At 60.6% G+C, this 21,624-nt stretch carries 24 protein-coding genes; 12 read left to right on the top strand and 12 right to left on the bottom strand.

What is annotated here, in order from left to right; translation table 11 throughout:
* Window positions 1-1,281, top strand: a 1,281-nt coding sequence (locus E1K68_RS01190) for an RHS repeat-associated core domain-containing protein (RefSeq protein WP_212613681.1), incomplete at its 5' end; no start/stop codon positions are given.
* A gap of 2 nt (window positions 1,282-1,283) precedes the next feature.
* Window positions 1,284-1,592, top strand: coding sequence for a contact-dependent growth inhibition system immunity protein (locus tag E1K68_RS01185; protein WP_032900519.1), 309 nt, complete (start codon window positions 1,284-1,286; stop codon window positions 1,590-1,592).
* A gap of 109 nt (window positions 1,593-1,701) precedes the next feature.
* On the opposite strand, the gene hemB is transcribed toward E1K68_RS01185, so the two are convergent.
* The 3 genes from hemB to E1K68_RS01170 form a co-directional block, all read right to left on the bottom strand.
* Entirely contained in the window at window positions 1,702-2,676 is a 975-nt protein-coding gene (gene hemB / locus E1K68_RS01180) for a porphobilinogen synthase (RefSeq protein WP_016977356.1), read from the bottom strand.
* Window positions 2,677-2,792: 116 nt separating this feature from the next.
* Window positions 2,793-3,635 carry a PhzF family phenazine biosynthesis protein gene (locus tag E1K68_RS01175; RefSeq protein ID WP_014717964.1) on the bottom strand — a complete coding sequence of 281 codons (843 nt, stop codon included), beginning with the start codon at window positions 3,633-3,635 and terminating at the stop codon, window positions 2,793-2,795.
* A 3-nt stretch (window positions 3,636-3,638) separates the two neighbouring features.
* The gene (locus E1K68_RS01170; protein ID WP_019817512.1) at window positions 3,639-4,337 is read right to left on the bottom strand and encodes a glutathione S-transferase N-terminal domain-containing protein; all 699 of its coding nucleotides are present in this window, start codon (window positions 4,335-4,337) and stop codon (window positions 3,639-3,641) included.
* 251 nt (window positions 4,338-4,588) lie between these two features.
* Here E1K68_RS01170 and E1K68_RS01165 point away from each other — a divergent pair, with 251 nt between their 5' ends.
* Complete coding sequence (locus tag E1K68_RS01165) at window positions 4,589-5,290, top strand: histidine phosphatase family protein (RefSeq protein WP_102667030.1); 702 nt, start codon at window positions 4,589-4,591, stop codon at window positions 5,288-5,290.
* Window positions 5,291-5,348: 58 nt separating this feature from the next.
* Entirely contained in the window at window positions 5,349-6,404 is a 1,056-nt protein-coding gene (locus tag E1K68_RS01160) for a permease (RefSeq protein WP_003190307.1), read from the top strand.
* 674 nt (window positions 6,405-7,078) lie between these two features.
* On the opposite strand, the gene E1K68_RS01155 is transcribed toward E1K68_RS01160, so the two are convergent.
* Window positions 7,079-8,008, bottom strand: coding sequence for a zinc ABC transporter substrate-binding protein (locus E1K68_RS01155; protein WP_003187364.1), 930 nt, complete (start codon window positions 8,006-8,008; stop codon window positions 7,079-7,081).
* A 46-nt stretch (window positions 8,009-8,054) separates the two neighbouring features.
* Here E1K68_RS01155 and E1K68_RS01150 point away from each other — a divergent pair, with 46 nt between their 5' ends.
* Genes E1K68_RS01150 through E1K68_RS01135 form a run of 4 tightly spaced genes read left to right on the top strand, consistent with a single transcriptional unit; the run spans window position 8,055 to window position 10,857 of the window.
* Window positions 8,055-8,549, top strand: coding sequence for a Fur family transcriptional regulator (locus tag E1K68_RS01150; protein WP_169857065.1), 495 nt, complete (start codon window positions 8,055-8,057; stop codon window positions 8,547-8,549).
* Complete coding sequence (znuC, locus tag E1K68_RS01145; RefSeq protein ID WP_003187361.1) at window positions 8,549-9,319, top strand: zinc ABC transporter ATP-binding protein ZnuC; 771 nt, start codon at window positions 8,549-8,551, stop codon at window positions 9,317-9,319. The genes E1K68_RS01150 and znuC overlap by 1 nt, the downstream gene beginning before the upstream one ends.
* A complete protein-coding gene (gene znuB, locus E1K68_RS01140) occupies window positions 9,312-10,100 on the top strand; it encodes a zinc ABC transporter permease subunit ZnuB (RefSeq protein ID WP_003187359.1) in 789 nt (262 codons plus the stop codon). Before znuC ends, znuB begins: the two co-directional genes overlap by 8 nt.
* A gap of 37 nt (window positions 10,101-10,137) precedes the next feature.
* The gene (locus E1K68_RS01135; protein ID WP_014716334.1) at window positions 10,138-10,857 is read left to right on the top strand and encodes a PA5502 family lipoprotein; all 720 of its coding nucleotides are present in this window, start codon (window positions 10,138-10,140) and stop codon (window positions 10,855-10,857) included.
* An 86-nt stretch (window positions 10,858-10,943) separates the two neighbouring features.
* Here the strand turns inward: E1K68_RS01135 and katE are convergent, their stop codons facing one another.
* Complete coding sequence (gene katE / locus E1K68_RS01130) at window positions 10,944-13,085, bottom strand: catalase HPII (RefSeq protein ID WP_169857044.1); 2,142 nt, start codon at window positions 13,083-13,085, stop codon at window positions 10,944-10,946.
* A 265-nt stretch (window positions 13,086-13,350) separates the two neighbouring features.
* On the opposite strand from katE, the gene E1K68_RS01125 reads away from it, so the two are divergent.
* Genes E1K68_RS01125 through E1K68_RS01115 form a run of 3 tightly spaced genes read left to right on the top strand, consistent with a single transcriptional unit; the run spans window position 13,351 to window position 15,854 of the window.
* Window positions 13,351-14,358 carry a methionine ABC transporter ATP-binding protein gene (locus tag E1K68_RS01125; protein ID WP_003187356.1) on the top strand — a complete coding sequence of 336 codons (1,008 nt, stop codon included), beginning with the start codon at window positions 13,351-13,353 and terminating at the stop codon, window positions 14,356-14,358.
* Window positions 14,358-15,032, top strand: coding sequence for a methionine ABC transporter permease (locus E1K68_RS01120; protein ID WP_003187354.1), 675 nt, complete (start codon window positions 14,358-14,360; stop codon window positions 15,030-15,032). Before E1K68_RS01125 ends, E1K68_RS01120 begins: the two co-directional genes overlap by 1 nt.
* A gap of 51 nt (window positions 15,033-15,083) precedes the next feature.
* Window positions 15,084-15,854, top strand: coding sequence for a MetQ/NlpA family ABC transporter substrate-binding protein (locus tag E1K68_RS01115; RefSeq protein WP_034134153.1), 771 nt, complete (start codon window positions 15,084-15,086; stop codon window positions 15,852-15,854).
* Window positions 15,855-15,983: 129 nt separating this feature from the next.
* On the opposite strand, the gene E1K68_RS01110 is transcribed toward E1K68_RS01115, so the two are convergent.
* The 5 genes from E1K68_RS01110 to E1K68_RS01090 are packed head-to-tail and all read right to left on the bottom strand — an operon-like array spanning window position 15,984 to window position 19,907.
* On the bottom strand, window positions 15,984-16,619 hold the full coding sequence (locus E1K68_RS01110) for an SCO family protein (RefSeq protein WP_120247388.1): 636 nt from the start codon (window positions 16,617-16,619) through the stop codon (window positions 15,984-15,986).
* Window positions 16,616-17,515 (bottom strand): heme o synthase, encoded by a 900-nt coding sequence (gene cyoE, locus E1K68_RS01105; protein WP_057710650.1) that lies wholly within the window; start codon window positions 17,513-17,515, stop codon window positions 16,616-16,618. Before cyoE ends, E1K68_RS01110 begins: the two co-directional genes overlap by 4 nt.
* A complete protein-coding gene (locus E1K68_RS01100; RefSeq protein WP_003187349.1) occupies window positions 17,503-18,582 on the bottom strand; it encodes a COX15/CtaA family protein in 1,080 nt (359 codons plus the stop codon). Before E1K68_RS01100 ends, cyoE begins: the two co-directional genes overlap by 13 nt.
* A 10-nt stretch (window positions 18,583-18,592) precedes the next feature.
* Entirely contained in the window at window positions 18,593-19,177 is a 585-nt protein-coding gene (locus E1K68_RS01095) for a hypothetical protein (RefSeq protein WP_003187348.1), read from the bottom strand.
* Window positions 19,143-19,907, bottom strand: a complete 765-nt coding sequence (locus tag E1K68_RS01090; protein ID WP_192002124.1) for an SURF1 family protein — start codon at window positions 19,905-19,907, stop codon at window positions 19,143-19,145. Before E1K68_RS01090 ends, E1K68_RS01095 begins: the two co-directional genes overlap by 35 nt.
* Before the next feature lie 32 nt (window positions 19,908-19,939).
* Here E1K68_RS01090 and E1K68_RS01085 point away from each other — a divergent pair, with 32 nt between their 5' ends.
* Window positions 19,940-20,143, top strand: coding sequence for a twin transmembrane helix small protein (locus E1K68_RS01085; RefSeq protein WP_003187345.1), 204 nt, complete (start codon window positions 19,940-19,942; stop codon window positions 20,141-20,143).
* 6 nt (window positions 20,144-20,149) lie between these two features.
* On the opposite strand, the gene E1K68_RS01080 is transcribed toward E1K68_RS01085, so the two are convergent.
* Together E1K68_RS01080 and E1K68_RS01075 are read right to left on the bottom strand one after the other, a co-directional pair.
* Window positions 20,150-21,037 carry a cytochrome c oxidase subunit 3 gene (locus E1K68_RS01080; protein ID WP_212613680.1) on the bottom strand — a complete coding sequence of 296 codons (888 nt, stop codon included), beginning with the start codon at window positions 21,035-21,037 and terminating at the stop codon, window positions 20,150-20,152.
* Between the two features lie 35 nt (window positions 21,038-21,072).
* Window positions 21,073-21,624: a cytochrome c oxidase assembly protein gene (locus E1K68_RS01075; RefSeq protein WP_003187340.1), complete on the bottom strand. Its 552-nt coding sequence runs from the start codon at window positions 21,622-21,624 to the stop codon at window positions 21,073-21,075.

Raw genomic sequence — 21,624 nt, 5'->3', positions numbered from 1 at the left:
TACGACAAAGCCGGCAACCTCACCCGCCTGCTCGACACCCGCAAAGGCGAGCACCGCTACCACTACGACCCGCTCGCCCGCCTGACCCGCGCCGACCACTCCCAAGACGTGCAGGAACGCTTCGGCCACAACCCGGCCGGCAACCTGCTGATGCAAGACCGCCCCGGCCCGGACATCGTCGCGGCCAACCGCCTGATGATCCAAGGCGACCGCCACTACGACTACGACGCCTTCGGCAACCTCATCCGCGAACGACGCGGTAAAGGCCAGCAACTCGTCACCGAATACCACTACGACTGCCAGCATCGGCTGATCGGCATCACCCAACCCAACGGCCAGACCGCCAGCTATCGCTACGACCCGTTTGGACGGCGCATCAGCAAAACCGTCGACGGCAAGACCACCGAGTTTTTCTGGCAAGGCGACAAGCTGATTGCCGAGCACCATGCTGACTGCCATCGCAGCTACCTCTACGAACCCGACAGCTTCCGCCCATTGGCGCTACTGGAAGGCTTCGGCCCACACGCCACAACGCCCTACCACTACCAACTCGACCACCTCGGCACCCCGCAGGAACTCACCAGCCCCGAAGGCGAAATCGTCTGGTCCGCCCACTACCGCGCCTACGGCCATATTGCCCGGCTCGACGTAGGCAAAATCGACAATCCACTGCGCTTTCAAGGGCAGTATTTCGATGCGGAAAGCGGCCTGCACTACAACCGCCATCGCTACTACAATCCGGATATTGGTCGCTACCTGACACCGGACCCGGTGAAGTTGGCGGGGGGGATCAATGGGTACCAGTACGTGCCCAATCCGACAGGTTGGGTAGACCCGCTGGGACTAAGTTGTAAGATTGGAGTATGCCCTGGCTCAAAATTCGATTTAGTCCACACAAAAAAATTATCCAGCGGCGTACTAGTTGCACACGAAAAATCTGGTGGGCACTTAATCAAAAAACATATAGGACAGACATATATTCAGTTAGCTGAAAGGCTTGAATGGGAACCGAATATACCAGCAGCGTCCACATTCAAAACTTTAGAGGAAGCAGAAGCGCTCGTTACTGAAAGCTTATCCACACATCATCACGAAATATCCAAATTTCTCAAAGGAAAAAAAGACAAGCATATCATTAGAGAACACTCGAGCAGCCCTGTGGGATTGAGCGTTATAAGAGGTAGCACAGAGTCAGTCCCCGTATATAAATTTATTCTGGTTTTAATAAAAAAACCAAAAATGCCAAATGGCTACCTTTTACTTACAGGATACCCAATATAAAAATGAACATACCATTAACTGAGCTTCAGCAATTTTTTGGCGCCTACTTTAATCAAGACTGGGTAGAGGATCACGCCTGCGCCGACGACGTCATTGATAGTTTTCTAATGGACTCGTCCACAGACGTGATCTGCACCGTAAGGAATGAGATTCTAGAATTGATTGACTCCTACACAAACGAATCAGAGTTCCAAGAAAACTTGCTGCACAAACAGTACTGTTTCTATTACTACCCAAATGAATGGGCATCAGGGCCGTTATGGCTCCACCATATAGTGGAAAAATTCGACACGCATTTACTTAAAAAATAAAATCCATCAGTACGCCGATCTCATTCAGCTACATCGATGTAACCAGCTACGGGGGCTGCTAGGCAGCCCCACGCGAGCAAGCTCGCTCGCCACAGGTTCAGCGACGCCCTTAAATCCCCGCCAACGCCAAATCCATCGCAAAATACGTAAATATCAAATCCGCCCCCGCCCGCTTGATCGACCCCAACGTCTCGCGCACCACCCGGTCCTCATCAATCGCCCCGGCCTGTGCGCCGAACTTGATCATCGCGTACTCACCGCTCACCTGGTACGCCGCCACCGGCAGGCGCGAGGCTTCGCGGATGTCGCGGATGATGTCGAGGTAGGCCCCGGCTGGCTTGACCATCAGCGCGTCGGCGCCTTCCTGTTCGTCCAGCAGCGATTCGCGCACGGCTTCGCGGCGGTTCATTGGGTTCATCTGGTAGCTTTTGCGGTCGCCCTTGAGCGCGCTGCCGCCGGCTTCGCGGAAGGGGCCGTAGAGGGCCGAGGCGAATTTGGTGGAGTAGGCCATGATTGGGATGTGGGTGAAGCCGGCGTCATCCAGGGCGCGGCGGATGGCCTGGACCTGGCCGTCCATCGCGGCGGACGGAGCGATCACGTCGGCGCCGGCGCGGGCGGCGGCCACGGCTTGTTTGCCGAGGTTGACCAGGGTCGCGTCGTTGTCGACATGGGCGCCGTGCATCACGCCGCAGTGGCCGTGGTCGGTGTATTCGCAGAAACAGGTGTCGGACATCACGATCATTTCCGGCACGGCGTCCTTGATGATCGAGGACATGCGCGAAACCAGGCCACGTTCTTTCCAGGTGTCGCTGCCGCTGGCGTCGAGGTGGTGGGACACACCGAAGGTCATCACCGACTTGATGCCAGCGCGGGCGTAACGCTCGATCTCACCGGCGAGTTTTTTCTCAGGAATGCGCAACACACCCGGCATGCTGGTGATGGGCACGAAGTCGTCGATTTCTTCTTCGACGAAAATCGGCAGTACCAAGTCGTTGAGGGTGAATTCGCTTTCCTGGAACAGGCCACGCAATTCCGGGGAGCGGCGCAGGCGACGTGGACGGGCTTGGGGGAACTGGCTGGTCATGGCAATCCTGAAAAATGGCTGAACACTTTGGGGCGAAAGCTTATGCCCCCAAGTCCCGGCAACACAAATGCCGAGGGGCCAATAGTGTATTGCCGGGTGCGTAACAATTCATTGATCTAAAGCTGTAGACGCCCTTCGATGCACAACGCTACGGCGCCGCCCACCCAGATTTCATCGCCCTGGCGCTCGATATGAATACGCCCCGCTCGCCCAATCGCCGTGCCTTGGCTGACCACGTAACGGCTGGGCGCCAGGCCCTCGGCGAGCAGCCATTGGGCCACGCCGGCATTCAAGCTGCCGGTGGCCGGGTCTTCGGCGGCGCCATCGCCAGCGACAAAAGCGCGCACTTCAAAGTGCGCGTCCACCGCATCACGCGTCGGATCACAGGGGGCGATCACCCCTACGGCCAGACCCAGCAGTTGCGCATAGTCCGGTTGCAACGCAAGCACCGCGTCACGATCAGCCAGCATCACCGCCAGCCAACCCGCACCATTGTCGACCCACTGGCTGCGCACAATCGCCTCGGGCGCCAGCTTCAAAGCCAGGCGCACGCGCTCCAGCAACGGCGCCTCCACGGGCCCTGCACGCAACAATGGCGGCGCGATAAACGCCAGTTGGTCACCCTGGCGACGAATACGCACCAAGCCGATTTCGCACTCCTGGATAATCTCCTCCCCACGTGGCACGCCGCCAGCCTGCAACCAGGCGTGGCAACTGCCCAAGGTCGGATGCCCGGCGAACGGCAGCTCTTTGAGGGTGGTGAAGATTCTTACCCGATAGTCAGCACGTGGGTCGCGCGGCGTCAGTAAAAACGTGGTTTCGCTGAGGTTGGTCCAATTGGCAAAGTCCGCCATCTGCTGGTCGGTGAAGCTATCGGCCCCCAGCACCACGGCCAAGGGGTTGCCTTTGAGCGGCACGCTGCTGAATACATCCAGTTGTTGAAAATCGAAAGTCGACATGCTTCAGCTCGGAATGTTCAGGCCACGGATCACCGCAGGACGTGCGACAAAGCCGTCCAACGCGCGCAGTACGTTAGGGAAATCGGTGATGCCTACCAGGTCACCGGACTCGTAGAACCCGATCAGGTTGCGAACCCACGGAAAGGTCGCAATGTCGGCGATGCTGTACTCGTCGCCCATGATCCAGGTGCGGCCCAACAGGCGCTTTTCCAGCACGCCCAGCAAGCGCCGCGATTCGGCGGCGTAGCGATCACGCGGGCGCTTGTCCTCATAAGCCTTGCCGGCGAATTTGTTGAAGAACCCCAGTTGGCCAAACATCGGGCCAATGCCGCCCATCTGGAACATCAACCATTGCAGGGTTTCATAGCGGGTGGCCGGGTCTTCGGAGAGCAACTGGCTGGTCTTTTCCGCCAGGTAAACGAGGATCGCGCCGGATTCGAACAGTGCCAGCGGCTGCCCGCTCGGGCCGTTGGGGTCGATAATCGCAGGGATCTTGTTGTTGGGGTTCAGGGACAGGAACTCGGGAGACAATTGGTCCTGGGTGTCGAAGCTGACCTTGTGCGCCTCGTAAGGCAGGCCCAGTTCTTCGAGCATGATCGACACCTTGACGCCGTTGGGCGTGGGTAGCGAATACAGCTGCAGGCGTTCTGGGTGCTGGGCGGGCCATTTGCTATTGATCGGGAAAGCGGCGAGTGCGTTCATCGAGAACCCCCTGGTCGGAAAGCCCCATCATAGTCATCTGCCTGCCGTCGTGCATGGGTCATCGTTGCGCAACATTTGCCGGCTAGTATCCCGCGTGGGCGAACCAAAGCGCCCGAATGCACTCTTAAAGAGCGCCCGAACAATGAATGGAGGCTGCTTGCTATATCGACAGGGAACACCGCAGGACGCTGATGCGTCACTGGGGCCGGGCTTGTCCGCCTTAACCCGACGCACGAAGACTCGAACCTATCATGACGATCAAGCCTCTGCGCCTTGTGCCACGACTCAAACGTTATTCCTACATGGTATTGCCGCTGCTGCTGGTCAGCGCTGCTATCGTCACCGCCCTGGACGCCCGTGAAAGCCGTGCGCAACCGGTCGATGGCGTGCAAACCCTGGTATTCCTGCGCCATGGTGAAAAACCCGCCGGTGGCCTGGGCCAACTCAATTGCCAGGGCCTGAACCGCGCCATGAACCTGGCGACCCTGTTGCCGGAAAAGTTCGGCAAAGCCAACTATGTGTTCGCTGCCAACCCGACACGCAACGTCGAGGAAGGCGAACTGGATAACTCCTACAGCTACATTCGCCCACTGATCACCATCAGCCCCAGCGCGATCAAGCTCGGCCTGCCGGTGAATATCGAGTTCTCAGCGAATGACACCAGTGCCCTGGCCGAAGAACTGGTCGAGGACAAGTACCGCAACGCGACCATCTACACGGCCTGGTCCCACGGTTACTTGCCGGAACTGATCAACAAAGTCGCCAGCGAAGCCGCTGGCGAAAAACACACCATTACCGATGATTGGTCTGGCAATGACTACGACTCCCTGTACGTGCTGACATTGACCTGGCACAACGGCAAGGCTTCGCTGCTCAGCCGCAACTACAAGCAAGGGCTGAATAACGGCGGGGAAAACTGCCCGGACCCGACCCAGGTCAGCGCAGATATCTGAAGCTTGGGCCGCAGGGGCGTATGATGCCAGGCTATCGACTCACCTGCGGATCCTCTCCATGCCCAACCTCGCTTCCACCCAGCCCAGCCGCGGCTGGGCGTTCTGGTGCAAACCTGCCCTATTTCTGTTGGTGGCCTGCATCGGCCTCTACTATGTGAAGTGGTCGCCCTACTACCTCAAGGCGTTTGTAGCGGCCGATAACCACAGCATTGGCGCCTCGATTCTCAATGACCAGCAAAGCTCGCCCCTGGAGGCAGCTCTCGCCTATGCCCAGGTGTATTTCCTGGCCATCTGGAAAGCCGCCGTACTGGCGGTGATCCTCGGCTCGTTACTGCAAGTGTTGATCCCCCGCGACTGGCTGCTGCGCCTGTTTGGCCGCGCCGGGCTGGGCTCGACCCTGCGCGGTGGGCTGTTCGCCCTGCCGGGGATGATGTGCAGTTGCTGCGCGGCCCCGGTGGCGGCGGGCATGCGCCGCCAGCAGGTGTCGGTCGGCGCGGCGCTGGCGTTCTGGATTGCCAACCCGGTATTGAACCCGGCCACCCTGGTGTTCATGGGCTTTGTGCTGGGCTGGGGTTTCACCGCGTTGCGGCTGGTGGCGGGGATTGTGCTGGTGGTGGGCGTGTCCCTGGTGGCACAGCGTATTGCGCGCCCGGACCACGTGCCGGAAGCCGCACTGGAAGCCGTTGCCGACGTCAGCACAGTGGAGTCGCAACCGTTCCTGAGCCGCTGGTTACGCACGCTGTGGCAGCTGTTCTGGAGCACTATCCCGGTGTATATCCTGGCGGTGCTGATCCTCGGCGCGGCACGGGTTTGGCTGTTCCCTCATGTGGACGGGGCGATGGCCGACAGCCTGGTGTGGCTGGTGCCGCTGGCGATTGTGGGCACGCTGTTTGTGATTCCGACAGCGGCAGAGATTCCCATCGTACAAACCATGATGGCCCTGGGCATGGGCACCGGCCCGGCCGTGGCCTTGCTGATGACCCTGCCGAGCGTGAGCCTGCCGTCGCTGTTGATGCTGCGCAAGGATTTCGATGCGCGGGTGCTGGTGACGGTGGCCGGGTTGACCATGCTGGTGGGGGTGGTGTGTGGGTTGATTGGGGCGGTGATTCTTTAGAGTTTCAGTGGGGCCGATGGCCTCATCGCAGCATAGGTATCTACACAACTTCGGTACGACGCTAAACCTGTGGCGAGGGAGCTTGCTCCCGCGACGGCCTGGCAGCCGACGCTGATCTAACTGACGCACCGCGATCCAACTGTGGGAGCTGGCTTGCCTGCGAAGACGGCTTGACAGTCAACACAGTTGGACCGTGTACATATCCATTCCTGCGGTAACGGCCACTTAGGGTTCCGCCCTGACGGCGGCTCACTTTGCAAAAGCCGGGATGCCGGCCCAGGCCAAAGTAAGCAAAACGCTCTTGCCCCACCACTCGGCACCTCGCCCAGGCTCGGTGTGCCCGTAATCCGCCAGTGATTTGGGGGTCGCCTAAGATCAAAAGCAGATCAAGATCAAGAGCGTCTCGCGTCGCATCGTGGTTACCGTCGGCTGCTACAGCCTACAAAGTTGTGTAGATACCTATGGCTATCGCGGGCAAGCCCTAATGCCAGTCAGTTAAGGTTTTTTGTAGGAGCGAGCTTTCTCGCGAAAAACTTACGGGCGCCGCGTTCATTCAGCGAGCACGCGTTATCGTTGACGTTTTTCGCGAGCAAGCTCGCTCCTACAGTAGGCGATGACCGCTTAACTGACTGGCATTGGGGCAAGCCCACTCCCACAGGGTTTTGTGTTACCTGTTAGAGCGACTCCAGGCAACCGGCGAGGTCATTGCCGAGTTTTTCCAGCACCTGCTCATAACCCTGGGCCGTCGCCGGGGTATAGCCACCCAACGCATCCAACTCCGCCAACTTCACCGGCAACCCGGCTACCAGGGTTTCGGCCAAGCGAGGTCGCAACGGCGGCTCGCTGAACACGCAAGTCTTGCCCACTTCCTGCAAACGCGCGCGCATCGCCGCTACGTGCTGCGCGCCCGGCTGCACTTCGGCGGCCACGCTGAACACGCCCGCATGCTTCAAGCCGTACGCCTCCTCGAAGTAATCAAAGGCTTCGTGGAACACGAAGTAAGGTTTGCCATCCACGCCCGCCAAACGCTGCTTCAGGCGCGCATCCAGCGCGTTCAGGCGTTCTTCGAAGGCTTTGGCATTGCTCTGATAACGCTCGGCATTGGCCGGGTCGGCGGCGCTGAGGTCGGCCGCCATCCGTGCGGCGATCACGCGCGCATTGACGGTCGACAGCCACAGGTGCGCATCGACGCTGCCTGGGCGGTGATCGTGGTCATGTTCGTCGGCTTCGTCGGCATGAGAATGGCTATCTTCGCCGAAGATGCGCAGTTTCATGCCTGGCAGATCCTGCACGGCCACCGTTGGCGCCGTACGGCCTTTAAGCACACGCGGCAAAAACGTTTCCATGTCGGGCCCGATCCAGTACAGCAGGTCCACCGACTGCACACGCCGTACGTCGGATGGGCGCAAAGCGAAGTTGTGCGGCGACGCCCCTGGCGGCAGCAATACCTCTGGAACAGCCACCCCGTCCTGCACGGCAGCGGCAATCAGCTGCAACGGCTTGATGCTCGTCAGCACCTTGACCTCGGCCTGAGCGGCACCCGCAACGAACAAACTGGTGACAAATACGACAAAAACGGGAAAAAGTCGGGACACGATGACCACTCGATGGCGTAGGAACGGGTAACATAATAACGTCTCTATCAAATATCTGTCGCCGCTCATGCCTAAAACACCGCTTGCCAGCCGTCCCCACGACCACTCTCACTGCGTGCACACCGCATTGTCAGAGGCCGACACCCTGTGCGCAAAGAAAGGCTTGCGCCTGACCGCCTTGCGTCGCCGGGTGCTGGAGCTGGTGTGGCAGAGCCATAAGCCTTTGGGCGCTTACGATATTCTTGGCGTCCTCAGCGAGCAGGACGGCCGCCGCGCCGCACCGCCTACCGTTTACCGTGCACTGGATTTCCTGCTGGAAAATGGCCTGGTGCACCGTATCGCCTCGCTCAACGCCTTTGTCGGTTGCAACCACCCGGAGCACGCGCATCAGGGCCAGTTCCTGATCTGCCGCGAGTGCCACGCCGCCATCGAGCTTGAGCAAAAAAGCATCAGCGACGCCATTGTCAAAAGCGCTGCCGACGTCGGCTTCAAGGTCGAGGGGCAAACGGTCGAAGTGGTCGGCCTGTGCGCAGGCTGCCAGGGGGTTTGATGAGCAATGCGTTAATCCGCCTGGAGCAGGTCGGGGTCACGTTCGCCGGGCAAAACGTGCTGGAAAACATCGCACTGAGCGTGGAGCCGGGGCAAATCGTCACTTTGATCGGCCCCAACGGCGCTGGCAAGACCACCCTGGTGCGCGCCGTGCTCGGGCTGCTCAAGCCCCACAGCGGCACGGTTTGGCGCAAGCCCAAGCTGCGCGTGGGCTATATGCCGCAAAAGCTGCATGTAGACCCGACGTTGCCGCTCTCCGTCTTGCGCTTTCTGCGCCTGGTGCCCGGCGTAGACCGCGCCCGCGCCCAGGCTGCGCTTAAGGAAGTCGGCGCCGAACACGTCATCGACAACCCGGTGCAAAGCATCTCCGGCGGCGAAATGCAGCGCGTGCTGCTGGCCCGCGCCTTGCTGCGCGAGCCCGAGTTGCTGGTACTCGATGAGCCCGTGCAAGGTGTCGATGTCGCTGGCCAGGCCGAGCTGTACAGCCTGATCACCCGCCTGCGCGACCGCCATGGTTGCGGCGTGCTGATGGTCTCCCACGACTTGCACTTGGTCATGAGCACCACCGACCAAGTGGTCTGCCTCAACCGCCACGTGTGCTGCTCGGGCCACCCGGAACAGGTCAGTGGCGACCCGGCGTTCGTGGAGCTGTTCGGCAAGAACGCCCAGAGCCTGGCTATCTATCATCACCACCACGACCACGCCCATGACCTGCATGGCGCCGTCGTCGATACCCCCCACGTTCATGGAGATAGCTGCAAGCATGGCTGATTTTCTGCTCTACGCCCTGCTGGCAGGCTTGGCTTTGGCTCTGGTGGCGGGCCCATTGGGCTCGTTTGTGGTCTGGCGGCGCATGGCCTATTTCGGCGACACCTTGTCCCATGCCGCCTTGCTGGGCGTGGCCATGGGCTTTCTGCTGGATGTAAGCCCGGCCATCGCCGTGACCGTCGGCTGCCTGCTGCTAGCGGTGCTGCTGGTGACCCTGCAGCAACGCCAGCCACTGGCTTCCGACACACTGCTGGGCATCCTTGCGCCCAGTACCTTGTCCCTGGGCCTGGTGGTGCTGAGCTTCATGCATGAAGTGCGCATCGACCTGATGGCCTACCTGTTTGGTGACCTGCTGGCAATCAGCCCGACCGACCTGGCCTGGATACTCGGCGGCAGCGCTGCGGTGCTGGTGTTGCTGGTGACCCTGTGGCGCCCGTTGCTGGCGATCACCGTGCATGAAGAATTGGCCAAGGTAGAGGGCTTGCCCGTCGCAGGCCTGCGTATGGCGCTGATGTTGCTCATCGCCGTGGTGATTGCTGTCGCGATGAAGATTGTCGGCGTATTGTTGATCACGTCGCTGCTGATCATTCCAGCCGCCGCCGCCCAACGTCACGCTCGCTCTCCGGAGCAGATGGCGATTGGCGCCAGCCTCCTGGGGATGCTTGCAGTGTGTGGTGGCCTGGCGCTGTCCTGGTTCAAGGACACACCGGCCGGGCCGTCGATTGTGGTTACGGCGGCCGCCCTGTTTCTGCTGAGTTTTGTCCTGCCCCGTCGAGGGGTGTAGACTTGCTCGCTTTTTGCGCAAATAGAGAGTCGCAGGAATGAAGCCGTTCACCTCCCGTTATCTGCTCCTTGCCGCATTTTCACTGCTGCTGGGCGCCTGCCAAAGTACGCCGCCCGCTGCCCCCCAGGCTCCGGATCCGCGGGCTGCGGCCATCGCGCAGCTGGAACAAAACCTGGCCAGCAGCGAATTGGCCACCGCCGAAGACCAGTTGGCCGCACTGCAGGCCCAATCGCCCAATGACCCGGCACTTGAGGCCTACCAGCGTCAATTGGCCGAAGCCTACTTGCAGCGCAGCCAGATCGTGTTGCAAAAGGGCGATGTCAACGCGGCCGCCACGGCCCTGAGCCGTGCCCGCGCCTTGATGCCCAAGGCCCCTGCGCTGACTGGTGGCGTCAACAGCGCCATCAGCCATGCACGCAAAGCCGAATTGGACCAGGCAGAAGCCGCGTTGAAAGCCGCTGAAGCCAAGCCTGCCGCCAAGGTCATCGACCCGGCAGCACCGAGCACCACCGTGGCGCTGAACCTCGCGGATGTCGAAGACATGCGTCATCAGTTGGACGCGATCGCCACCGACGTGGTGAATTATCAGTGCGATGTCAGCATCCAGGTGCCACGCACCCAGGATTACCCGTGGCTGGCCACGTTACTGACCAAGCGGGTGAAGCGGATTGATTCGGGATATGACCTGAAGATTCACCGGCAAATCCTGAAACACATTCCGGCGCAGGTTGTGCTGATTCCGCGCAAGGCGGACTAAAAGCATCGCAGGCAAGCCACCTCCCACATTTGAACGGTGTGGGAGCTGGCTTGCCTGCGATGACGATCTAACAAACAACCGATAAGTTAAGCCGGAATCGCCTTGGATTTCGGCTCACGCTCCCACACCCGATGCTGGGCAATCGCCGCAAAAAACGCTTTGAACGCCTTGGCATCCGCGCCCACGATTAACCCCGCATCCGCTTCCAGCTTCAGCAGGTCCAGCAACGGCTTCACATCACTGGCTACCGCAATCGCCTTCAGGTGTTTGTAGGCTTCCAGTACATAATGCAACGCCACACCATCACCGCTCAGCGCCTTCACGGACTCTTTGCCACCCGGGATAAACACTGCGTCGAAGGCAATGGACGGCATGCCTTCCATCGAGGCGTCGACCGGCAGCGTCTTGCCCTGCGCAGTGGTCACAGGCGCCGAAGTAGGCCCCAGCAACTTGGCATGGGCGCCTTCAGCTTCCAGCGCGGCTTTTAGCGCGTCAATGGCCGCACCATCAACGCCGTTGGCTGCCAGAATCGCCACTTTGCGCGTTTTAATATCGCCCGATAGTAAATTCACCTGGCTCAAGGCTGGCGATTCTTTCAGCGACGTTTCACGGGCAGGCACCGTGCCCTTGGTCGGCGCCGGCAAGCCCAAATTCTGCGCAACGCGCTTGGCCAGCTGCAGGTCGATATTGGCCAGGATCTCGTTGACCTGGCGCGCACGGATGAACTCGCGCTCCACCTTGCCCAGCTCAAAGCTGTAGGCCGCGATAATGTGCTCTTTCTCGTGGTGGCTCATGCTGTTGTAGAACAGCGTCGCCTGGGAGAAATGGTCACCGAAGGATTCGCTGCGCTCACGCACCTTGTTGGCATCGACGCGCTCGTAGTAGGACTCAAAACCACCATCGGTAGGACCAGCAGGGGTTTCTTTCGGCCAACCCCCATCAATGGAGTTTGGTTCGTAGGACGCACGACCCTTATCAATCACGGTGCGATGCTGAGCGTCGCGCTGGCCGTTATGGAAAGGCACGACAGGCCGGTTGATTGGAATCTCATGAAAATTCGGCCCACCCAGTCGGCTGATCTGGGTATCGGTGTAGGAAAACAGACGGCCTTGCAGCAACGGGTCGTTGGTGAAGTCGATGCCCGGCACGATGTGACCCGGGCAAAACGCAACCTGCTCGACTTCAGCGAAGAAGTTGTCGGGGTTACGGTTGAGCACCATTTTGCCCAGCGGCGTGATCGGTACCAGTTCTTCTGGAATGATCTTGGTCGGGTCGAGCAAGTCGAAATCAAACGTGTGCTCGTCTTCTTCGGCCACGATCTGCACGCCCAGCTCCCACTCGGGGTAATCGCCGCTTTCAATCGCCTCCCACAGGTCACGACGGTGGTAGTCCGTATCTTTACCGGCCAGCTTTTGCGCTTCGTCCCATACCAGGGAGCAGGTGCCGACTTTTGGACGCCAGTGGAATTTCACGAAGCTGGACTTACCTTCGGTATTGATCAACCGGAAGGTATGTACCCCAAAGCCCTGCATGGCGCGCAGGCTTTTTGGAATGGCGCGGTCGGACATGGCCCAGATCACCATGTGCGCGGATTCCGGTTGCAGCGAGACAAAGTCCCAGAAGGTATCGTGGGCCGAACCGCCGGTAGGAATCTCGTTATGAGGCTCGGGTTTCACCGCGTGGACGAAGTCAGGAAATTTGATCGCATCCTGGATGAAGAACACCGGCATGTTGTTGCCCACCAGGTCGAAGTTGCCTTCCTCGGTGAAGAACTTCACGGCAAAACCGCGCACATCACGCACGGTGTCGCCGGAACCACGCGGGCCCTGCACCGTGGAAAAACGCGCGAATACTGGGGTTTTATGCTCAGGCGTGCGCAGGAAACCTGCCTTGGTCAGCGTCGAATGGTCGCCGTAACTCTGGAAATAGCCATGGGCGCCCGTACCACGGGCATGCACGATGCGCTCCGGGATGCGCTCATGGTCGAAGTGCGTGATCTTTTCACGCATGATGAAGTCTTCGAGCAGCGACGGGCCGCGCGCGCCGACTTTCAAGCTGTTCTGGTTATCGGAAATCTTCACGCCTTGGTTGGTGCGCAGGGCCTGGCCAGTCGCGTCAGAGCGGAATTCTTCCAGGGCCTGCAACTTGGCGTTGGTGTTGCCACGGTCCAGGGTATCGGTACCCGCAAGTTCACTCTTGGGCGGGGTGGCTGGCTTCTTGGTACTCATCAGTCAAAACTCCTTATTCAAAGTGGCCAGAGCGGTCCCCGGCTCGTTTGAGCAAAACCCCAGGCACGGCACCTGGGAAATCGAGTTGCTTAAGTAGTGACTGACGCGGTTTTGCACCGTTCCTTTTTTATGACCTTTGATCGCGTTATTGCCAAATGACTGGATGAATACGAAATAAATGCTAAGAAACGCTATACGGACAGGCTAAAATGCGCGCCCGGCTAACCGCTGATCCCTTTTCAATGCGCCCCACAAGGTTCGCTACGTGATCGAGTTTCAAAACGTCCATAAAACCTACCGCGTCGCCGGTAAGGATATCCCCGCCCTGCACCCCACCAGCCTGCGCGTCGAGAACGGCCAGGTGTTTGGCCTGATTGGCCACTCGGGTGCCGGTAAAAGCACCCTGCTGCGCCTGATCAACCGCCTGGAAGAGCCCAGTGGTGGCCAGATCAAGGTGGATGGCGAAGAAGTCACTGCGCTGGACGCCAACGGCCTGCGGCGCTTTCGCCAGCAGGTCGGCATGATCTTCCAGCACTTCAACTTGCTGGCGTCCAAGACCGTGGCCGACAACGTCGCGCTGCCGCTGACGCTCGCCGGCGAACTGTCGCGCAAGGAAATCGACCAGCGTGTGGCTGAGCTGCTCGCCCGCGTCGGCTTGTCGGACCACGCCAAGAAGTACCCGGCGCAGTTGTCCGGCGGCCAGAAACAGCGCGTCGGCATCGCCCGAGCCCTGGCGACCAAGCCAAAAATCCTGCTGTGCGACGAAGCCACCAGCGCCCTCGACCCGCAAACCACGGCGTCGGTCCTGCAACTGCTGGCCGAGATCAACCGCGAGCTGAACCTGACCATCGTGTTGATCACCCATGAAATGGACGTGATCCGCCGCGTATGCGACCAGGTCGCGGTGATGGACGCCGGGGTGATCGTCGAGCAAGGCTCGGTGGCCGACGTGTTCCTGCACCCCAAGCACCCGACCACCAAACGCTTTGTACAAGAAGCCGAACAGGTGGACGAAGGCGAGCAGCGCGACGACTTTGCCCATGTGCCAGGCCGTATCGTGCGCCTGACGTTCCAAGGGGACGCGACCTACGCGCCACTGCTGGGGACCGTCGCACGGGAAACCGGGGTGGACTACAGCATCCTTGCCGGTCGTATCGACCGCATCAAAGACATCCCTTACGGGCAACTGACCCTCGCCGTCACCGGCGGTGACATGGACGCTGCGTTTGCACGCTTCACCGCCGCCGACGTTCACATGGAGGTCCTGCGCTGATGGACGTTTTCCTGAGCTTCTTCGCCAATATCGACTGGTCTGAAATCTGGCTCGCCACCGGCGATACCATGACCATGCTGTTCGGCTCGCTGTTCTTCACCGTGCTGCTGGGCCTGCCCCTGGGCGTGCTGTTGTTCCTGACCAGCCCGCGCCAGCTGTTCGAACAAAAAGGCCTGTACGCGCTGCTGTCGCTGATCGTGAATATCTTGCGCTCGCTACCGTTCATCATCCTGCTGATCGTGATGATTCCATTCACGGTACTGATCACCGGCACGTCGCTGGGTGTCGCCGGCGCGATCCCACCGCTGGTCGTCGGCGCCACGCCATTCTTTGCGCGCCTGGTGGAAACAGCCCTGCGCGAAGTGGACCGTGGCATCATCGAAGCCACCCAGGCCATGGGTGCTACCACCCGCCAGATCATCACCAACGCCCTGTTGCCCGAAGCCCGCCCTGGCATCTTCGCAGCGATTACGGTGACGGCGATTACACTGGTTTCCTACACCGCAATGGCGGGTGTGGTCGGTGCTGGCGGCCTGGGCGACCTGGCAATCCGTTTTGGCTACCAGCGCTTCCAGACCGATGTGATGGTGGTCACCGTGGTGATGCTGTTGATTCTTGTGCAAATTCTGCAAACCGTCGGCGACCGGCTGGTGGTGCATTTTTCTCGTAAATAACGGCCATTGCCGGCACACAGCCGGCAGATGCCCGAACAAGGAGCTTGCTGGATGAAAAAACTACTGGTTGCTTTCGCCGCCGTGGCTGCGTTTTCCGCCCACGCCGAGACCATTACGGTCGCTGCTTCGCCGGTGCCTCACGCCGAAATCCTCGAATTCGTGAAGCCTGCCCTGGCCAAAGAAGGCGTGGACCTGAACGTCAAAGTCTTCACCGACTACGTGCAGCCGAACGTACAGGTGGCTGAAAAGCGCCTGGATGCCAACTTCTTCCAGCACCAGCCGTACCTGGATGAATTCAACAAGGCCAAAGGCACTCACCTGGTGAGCGTCGGCGCGGTGCACCTGGAGCCTCTGGGCGCTTACTCCAGCAAGTACAAAAAATTGGCCGACCTGCCTGACGGCGCCAACGTGGTGATTCCGAACGACGCCACCAACGGTGGTCGTGCGCTGTTACTGCTGGCCAAGAACGGCCTGATCACCCTGAAGGACCCGACCAACATCCTGTCGACCATCAAGGACATCACCGGCAACGATAAAAACCTGAAATTCCGCGAACTGGAAGCCGCCACCCTGCCGCGCGTGCTGACCCAGGTCGACCTGGCGCTGATCAACACCAACTACGCCCTGGAAGCCAAGCTGGACCCATCCAAGGATGCCCTGGTGATCGAAGGCAGCGATTCGCCTTACGTGAACATCCTGGTAACCCGCGAAGACAACAAGGATGCGGACGCGGTGAAGAAGCTGGTCGCAGCTCTGCACACGCCTGAAGTGAAGAAATTCATCGAAGAGAAGTACAAAGGCGCGATCAAGCCGGCGTTCTGATCTCTCCTGATCTGATCGTTCCCACGCTCCGCGTGGGAACGCCTCTTGTGACGCTCTGCGTCACGCTTGGGGACGCAGAGCGTCCCTAACTGCATTCCCACGCAGAGCGTTGGAACGATCATCAGGTGCTCACTTGCGCTGTAGCAACCCCGGCAACTGCGCCACCAGCTTCTGGTTGTTCAACGGCGCACGAATAAACCCACGCTGCGTCCCATCCGGGCCGATCAGTGCCAGGTTACCGCTGTGGTCGACGGTGTAGTTCGGCTTGCTGGTATCCGCCGGAATGAAGGGAATGCTCACCGCATTCGAAACCTTCTGCACATCCTCCACATTCGCGCCAGTCAGGCCTTGGAACTGCGGATCAAAGTAACCCAGATACTGCTTGAGCTGCGCCGGAGTATCGCGGTGCGGATCGACGCTGACCAGGATCACCTGCAACTTATCCACAGCCTCTTGGGGCAGCTCGCTCTTGATCTGGCGAAGCTGGGCGAGGGTGGTTGGGCAGATATCCGGGCAGAAGGTGTAGCCAAAAAACAGCAGGCTCCACTTGCCCTTCAACTCGTTGACCACCACCGGCTGGCCTTCCTGATTGGTCATGGTCACCGCTGGCAACTGGCGGCTTTGCGGCAGCAGAATGATGCCGGCGTCGATCAGCGCAGTGGGGTCGCCCTGGCCTTTGCCCGAGAGCACTTTGTTGACGGTCAGGCCCATGATCAACGCCACCAGGGCCACGAGGATGAAGACGGTTTTTTGAGTTCGAGTCATAGGTTCAACAATAAGTAGTGGTCTACGAGCAGGGCGATAAACAGCAGCAGCAAGTACCAGATAGAGTACTTGAACGTGTTGATCGCCGCGTGCGGCTGGCTGCCACGGTACAACACCCAGGCCCATTGCAGAAAGCGCGCCCCCAACACCAGCGCACAGGCCAGGTAGAGCAGCCCGCTCATGTGGATAACGTAGGGCATCAGGCTCACCGCCAGCAGGGCGAAGGTGTACAGCAGGATATGCACCTTGGTGTAGTGCTCGCCATGGGTGACCGGCAGCATCGGGATGTCGGCCTTGGCGTATTCCTCTTTGCGGTGAATGGCCAGGGCCCAGAAGTGTGGCGGGGTCCAGGCGAAGATGATCAGCACTAGCAGCAAGGGTTCGGCACCCACATGCCCGGTGACAGCCACCCAGCCCAGCAGCGGCGGCGCCGCACCGGCCAGACCGCCGATGACGATATTCTGCGGAGTCGCCCGCTTGAGAAAGCCGGTGTAGATCACCGCATAACCCAGCAGCGAAGCCAAGGTCAGCCAGGCCGCCAGCGGGTTGGTGAACGCCAGCAGCAGGGCCAACCCTGCAATCGCCAGGAACAACGCAAACGCTAACGCCGCCATCGGCGAGACACGCCCCTCAGCCATCGGCCGCTTGTGAGTGCGCGCCATCACGGCATCAATCCGTCGATCCACCACATGATTGACCGCCGCCGCGCCGCCGGCACACAGGGCAATGCCGAGGTTGCCGAACACCAGCACTGTCCAGGGCACCCCGGCGCGGGTGGCGAGGAACATGCCCACCAGCGAGGTGATCAGCATCAGCACCACCACTTTGGGCTTGGTCAGCTCCAGATAGTCACGCCAGATCGCCCGGTCGCGACGTGCGCCGATCACGGTCGCCATGGCAGTTCTCCTTTAAGGGTGATCAGGCCCGACACCTGTTTGCGCGGGATAAAACGCCAACCGAACAGACGCGGGTGACGCACCCGAACCAGGCTGGTGCGCGCGTGATAATTGACCAGCACCAGCGTCAACAACAACGTTGCCCCGCCAGCGTTGTGCGCGACCGCCACCGGTAACGGCAGGCCGAACGCCACATTGCTCAGCCCCAGGCAGATCTGCGCGGCCAGGGCGATCAACAGCAGACCGGCCAGGCGCGTCATCCCCACTGCCCGCAGTTGCCAGGCCAAACCGAGCAGCACCAGCGTGACCAGCACGGCGCCGATGCGATGCGTCAGGTGGATGGCAGTGCGCGCTTCGCTGTCGAGCTGGCCCCCCAGGTAATTGGGGCCGATGTGCTGGGTCAGGTGAAAACCATTGGCGAAGTCCGCTGCCGGCCACCACTGGCCATGGCAGGTGGGCAAATCGACACAGGCCACTGCCGCGTAGTTGGAACTGACCCAGCCGCCCAGGGCGATCTGCCCGATCACCAGCACCAGGCCCGCCGTCGCCCAATATTGCAGGCGCTTGGGCACGACCAGCGCCGGCAGTACGCCGGACAGCCGCAGGGTCAGCAGAAACAGCAGGCTCAAGGTCGCAAAGCCGCCCAACAGGTGCCCGGTGACCACTTGCGGCCAGAGCTTCAAGGTCACGGTCCACATGCCAAACGCCGCCTGGGCCAACACCACCGTCAGCAGGAACAGCGGCAGCTTCACTGGCTGGCCCGGATCACGCCGATGACGCCACGAACGCGCCGCCAGCAGCGCGATCAAGAGGCCCAGGCTGCCAGCGAAGTAGCGATGGGTCATCTCGGCCCAGCCTTTGTCGGCCTCCACCGGCGTGTCGGGAAAGTGCAACTCGGCATGGGCCAGTTGGGCTTCGCTTTGGGGCACGCTGATAAAGCCGTAGCAACCCGGCCAGTCCGGGCAGCCGAGGCCGGCGTGGGTCAGGCGGGTATAGGCGCCGAGCAGCACGACAAGCAACGCCAGTAAGGTGGCAAACAGCGCGAGGCGAAATCCAGGCTTGGCCATGACGGTGCCCTTATCCGATGTTCGACAGTTTCAGCAGCAAGCGCAGGTCGTTGAGCAAGTCCTTGCCCTTGACCTTGGCGTCATAGCGCAGCACCAGATTGCCGTGGGGGTCGACGATCCACAGTTGTGCCTCACCAGGCGCGGCAGCGTTCCTGGCAAAGGTCGACACATCCAGCGGGTAGCGCTGCAGCTGTGGATATTCAGCCTTGAGCTTGGCCTCGTATTCGCGGCTCAAAGGTTGCGCGCCGGCCAGGGCATGGCTGGCACGAGACGCATCACGGCCAAGGCTGATCTGCAGCTGGCGCGCCAGGTACACCAGTTGCTGGCACTCGGCAGCGCAGGCGGCGGGGGCGGTGACCAGCAGTTGCCAACGCTGTTCATCGGCCTGCACACCAATGTCGGCGCGGGTCTGGCCGTTGCCGATCAGTTCGCCGTGGTAGCTGCGGCTGTCCGGCACCCAGAACTGCAATTTGTACATAAAGGTGGCCAGCGCCATCGGGCCGATCACCATCATCAGGATCAAAATCAGCTGCCAGCGACCCTTGCGCCGATCAAGCGTGTCAGATGTGCTGGGTGGATTCATGGCCGCTCCCATGGGGCTTCTCCTTTTTGTTATGCCATCCGAGGTAGAGGTAAAGCGCCAGCAACGCCACGGCCATGGCGAACCATTGCACGGCGTAGGCCAGGTGTTTTTCCGGGCCCATGGCGACCACGGGCCAGCTGGTTTCGTAGGTATCGGGGCCCGCTTCGGCACGCAGCTCATAGGCAAAACCGCTGCGCCCCAGTTCGTCCCACAGCGCGTCGGGGTGCAGTGCGGTAAGCAGGCGCGGCCATTGCGTGCTGGCCGGGTCGGCATGCAGTTGGAAGGTCTCGCCGGGGGTGACGTACACCCAGGCGTCGAGGTTCAGCGTCTGTTCAGGGGTAGTAAAGGCGGGCGCGATACGCCGGTCTGGCCAAGGCAGCCAGCCACGATTGAGCAACAGCCACAGGCCGCTGGCCTGATCATGAAAAGGCTGCAGCAGCTCGACACCGGCCTTGCCGTCACGCATGCGGTTATCCAGCAATACGCTGTGTTCACCATCCAGTTGCCCGCGAAGGTGAACGCGACGGAAGGCTGGATCAGCCATGTCATTGAGCTGCGCACTGCTGACCGGCTCGGCGGCGCGGCGCTCGGCATAACGGTCTACCAGCAGTTGCTTTTCGTGCCCACGGGCCAGTTGCCAAAACCCCAGGCCGACCATCAATGGCAGCAACACCAGCACCACCAGCGTCGGCGCGATGCCCGGACGAAAGCGCTGCAGGGCACTGGCTATACTCGATCTCATCGCCCCTCTCCCAATAAGCCCGGAGCCAGACCATGCTCAAAGCCGCCATTGCCCTGATGCTGATCGCGACCGTCGTGAGCCTGTTCAGTGGCTTGTTCTTCCTGGTCAAGGACGAGGGCAACTCCAACCGCCTCGTCACCGCCTTGACCGTGCGTGTCACGCTGGCCGTGATCACCGTGGGCTTGATCGCCTGGGGCTTTTTCAGCGGCCAACTGGTCTCTCATGCGCCGTGGTAAGCGGCGTCACAGCACATAGACAAAGAAAAACAGCCCGATCCACACCACGTCCACAAAGTGCCAATACCAACTGGCCGCCTCGAAACCGAACTGGTGCTCGGCATTGAAATGCCCACGCAGGATGCGCATCAGCATCACAAACAAAATAATGGTGCCGATGGTCACGTGGGCGCCGTGAAAGCCCGTGAGCATGAAGAACGTCGCGCCGTACACGCCTGAGCCCAGGGTAAGGCCCAACTCTTTATAGGCGTGGATGTATTCCTCAGCCTGGAACCCAAGAAACGCCAGGCCCAGCAGCACGGTGATCGCCAGCCAGAGTTTCAGCGCGCCGCGATGGCCTTTGCGCAGGGCATGGTGGGCGATGGTGATGGTCACGCTGGAGCTCACCAGCAGGATGGTGTTGACCAACGGCAGGCCCCAGGGGCTGATGGTGCCTTTGGGCGCTGGGTAGAGCTTGGGGTCGGGGTTGTTCAGCAGGGGCCAGGCAAACTCAAAGTTCGGCCACAGCATATGGGCAATGCCCTTGGGGCCCTCGCCCGCCAACCAAGGCCCAGCCCAGACGCGCACGTAGAACAGCGCACCAAAAAAGGCGATGAAGAACATCACCTCCGAAAAGATGAACCAGGTCATGCCCCAGCGGAACGAGCGGTCCATCTGCGCGCTGTACAGCCCGGCACGACTTTCCTTGATCACCGCGCCAAACCAGCCAAACAGCATGTAGGCCAGCAGCAAACCGCCGACGAAAAAGATCCACGGCCCGTGGGATTCGGCCCGCGCGGCCTTCAAGTCGTTGAACCACACGGCCAGGCCATACACGGTGACCAGCAGGCCAATCGTGGCAATTATCGGCCATTTGCTTTGCGCCGGTACGTAGTACGTATCATGATTCGACATGTATTCGCTCTCCTGATTGAGGGGGCAAACAGTAGCTAGCCCCCGGTCCTGACGGCCACGGGCGGCTGGCGCGCAGTGATATCGAACAGCGTGTACGCCAGGGTCAAATGCTTCACATCCTTGGGCATCGCGCGATCGACGATGAAACGTACGGGCATCTCAATGCGCTCACCGGGCTGCAACACTTGCTGGGTGAAGCAAAAGCATTCGGTCTTGTGGAAGTACATCGCCGCCTCGGCCGGGGAAATGCTGGGTATCGCCTGGGCGGTCATCGGCTTATCGGTGGGGTTGTAGGCCACGAACAGCATCTCGTTGACTGCTCCGGGGTTGACCACAATCTCGTCAGCCTTGGAATGAAACTCCCAGACCATGTCGATGGCGTTGGTGGACAGAAACTGCACGCGCACCTGGCGCGAGGGGTCGACCATTTGCTCGCCCTCGTACTGGCCGGCGGTCTTGCCGTTGATGCCGAACGCCTTGCACATCACGTCATAGATCGGCACCAGGGCGAAGCCGAAGGCGAACATCGCCAACACCAAAATCAGCAGGCGGGTGACCAGGCGCTTGAGCGGTACGGAGTCAGCCAT

This window comes from Pseudomonas sp. B2021, from assembly GCF_018135665.1.
GTDB classification, from domain to species: Bacteria; Pseudomonadota; Gammaproteobacteria; order Pseudomonadales; family Pseudomonadaceae; genus Aquipseudomonas; species Aquipseudomonas lactis.
Note: the sequence above shows the minus strand (reverse complement) of the source record. Positions and strands in the feature narration are given on the sequence as shown.

What these genes read in the sequence shown, in the direction of transcription:
- cyoE (WP_057710650.1), bottom strand. Translation starts at nt 17,515, where the DNA reads ATGGCGACCGTGATCGGCGCACGTCGCGACCGGGCGATCTGGCGTGAC.
- E1K68_RS01175 (WP_014717964.1), bottom strand. Translation starts at nt 3,635, where the DNA reads ATGTCGACTTTCGATTTTCAACAACTGGATGTATTCAGCAGCGTGCCG.
- E1K68_RS01165 (WP_102667030.1), top strand. Translation starts at nt 4,589, where the DNA reads ATGACGATCAAGCCTCTGCGCCTTGTGCCACGACTCAAACGTTATTCC.
- E1K68_RS01075 (WP_003187340.1), bottom strand. Translation starts at nt 21,624, where the DNA reads ATGGCTGACTCCGTACCGCTCAAGCGCCTGGTCACCCGCCTGCTGATT.
- E1K68_RS01110 (WP_120247388.1), bottom strand. Translation starts at nt 16,619, where the DNA reads ATGACTCGAACTCAAAAAACCGTCTTCATCCTCGTGGCCCTGGTGGCG.
- E1K68_RS01080 (WP_212613680.1), bottom strand. Translation starts at nt 21,037, where the DNA reads ATGTCGAATCATGATACGTACTACGTACCGGCGCAAAGCAAATGGCCG.
- E1K68_RS01120 (WP_003187354.1), top strand. Translation starts at nt 14,358, where the DNA reads ATGGACGTTTTCCTGAGCTTCTTCGCCAATATCGACTGGTCTGAAATC.
- E1K68_RS01185 (WP_032900519.1), top strand. Translation starts at nt 1,284, where the DNA reads ATGAACATACCATTAACTGAGCTTCAGCAATTTTTTGGCGCCTACTTT.
- znuC (WP_003187361.1), top strand. Translation starts at nt 8,549, where the DNA reads ATGAGCAATGCGTTAATCCGCCTGGAGCAGGTCGGGGTCACGTTCGCC.
- E1K68_RS01085 (WP_003187345.1), top strand. Translation starts at nt 19,940, where the DNA reads ATGCTCAAAGCCGCCATTGCCCTGATGCTGATCGCGACCGTCGTGAGC.
- E1K68_RS01115 (WP_034134153.1), top strand. Translation starts at nt 15,084, where the DNA reads ATGAAAAAACTACTGGTTGCTTTCGCCGCCGTGGCTGCGTTTTCCGCC.
- E1K68_RS01160 (WP_003190307.1), top strand. Translation starts at nt 5,349, where the DNA reads ATGCCCAACCTCGCTTCCACCCAGCCCAGCCGCGGCTGGGCGTTCTGG.
- katE (WP_169857044.1), bottom strand. Translation starts at nt 13,085, where the DNA reads ATGAGTACCAAGAAGCCAGCCACCCCGCCCAAGAGTGAACTTGCGGGT.
- E1K68_RS01090 (WP_192002124.1), bottom strand. Translation starts at nt 19,907, where the DNA reads ATGAGATCGAGTATAGCCAGTGCCCTGCAGCGCTTTCGTCCGGGCATC.
- hemB (WP_016977356.1), bottom strand. Translation starts at nt 2,676, where the DNA reads ATGACCAGCCAGTTCCCCCAAGCCCGTCCACGTCGCCTGCGCCGCTCC.
- E1K68_RS01170 (WP_019817512.1), bottom strand. Translation starts at nt 4,337, where the DNA reads ATGAACGCACTCGCCGCTTTCCCGATCAATAGCAAATGGCCCGCCCAG.
- E1K68_RS01135 (WP_014716334.1), top strand. Translation starts at nt 10,138, where the DNA reads ATGAAGCCGTTCACCTCCCGTTATCTGCTCCTTGCCGCATTTTCACTG.
- E1K68_RS01100 (WP_003187349.1), bottom strand. Translation starts at nt 18,582, where the DNA reads ATGGCCAAGCCTGGATTTCGCCTCGCGCTGTTTGCCACCTTACTGGCG.
- E1K68_RS01095 (WP_003187348.1), bottom strand. Translation starts at nt 19,177, where the DNA reads ATGGGAGCGGCCATGAATCCACCCAGCACATCTGACACGCTTGATCGG.
- znuB (WP_003187359.1), top strand. Translation starts at nt 9,312, where the DNA reads ATGGCTGATTTTCTGCTCTACGCCCTGCTGGCAGGCTTGGCTTTGGCT.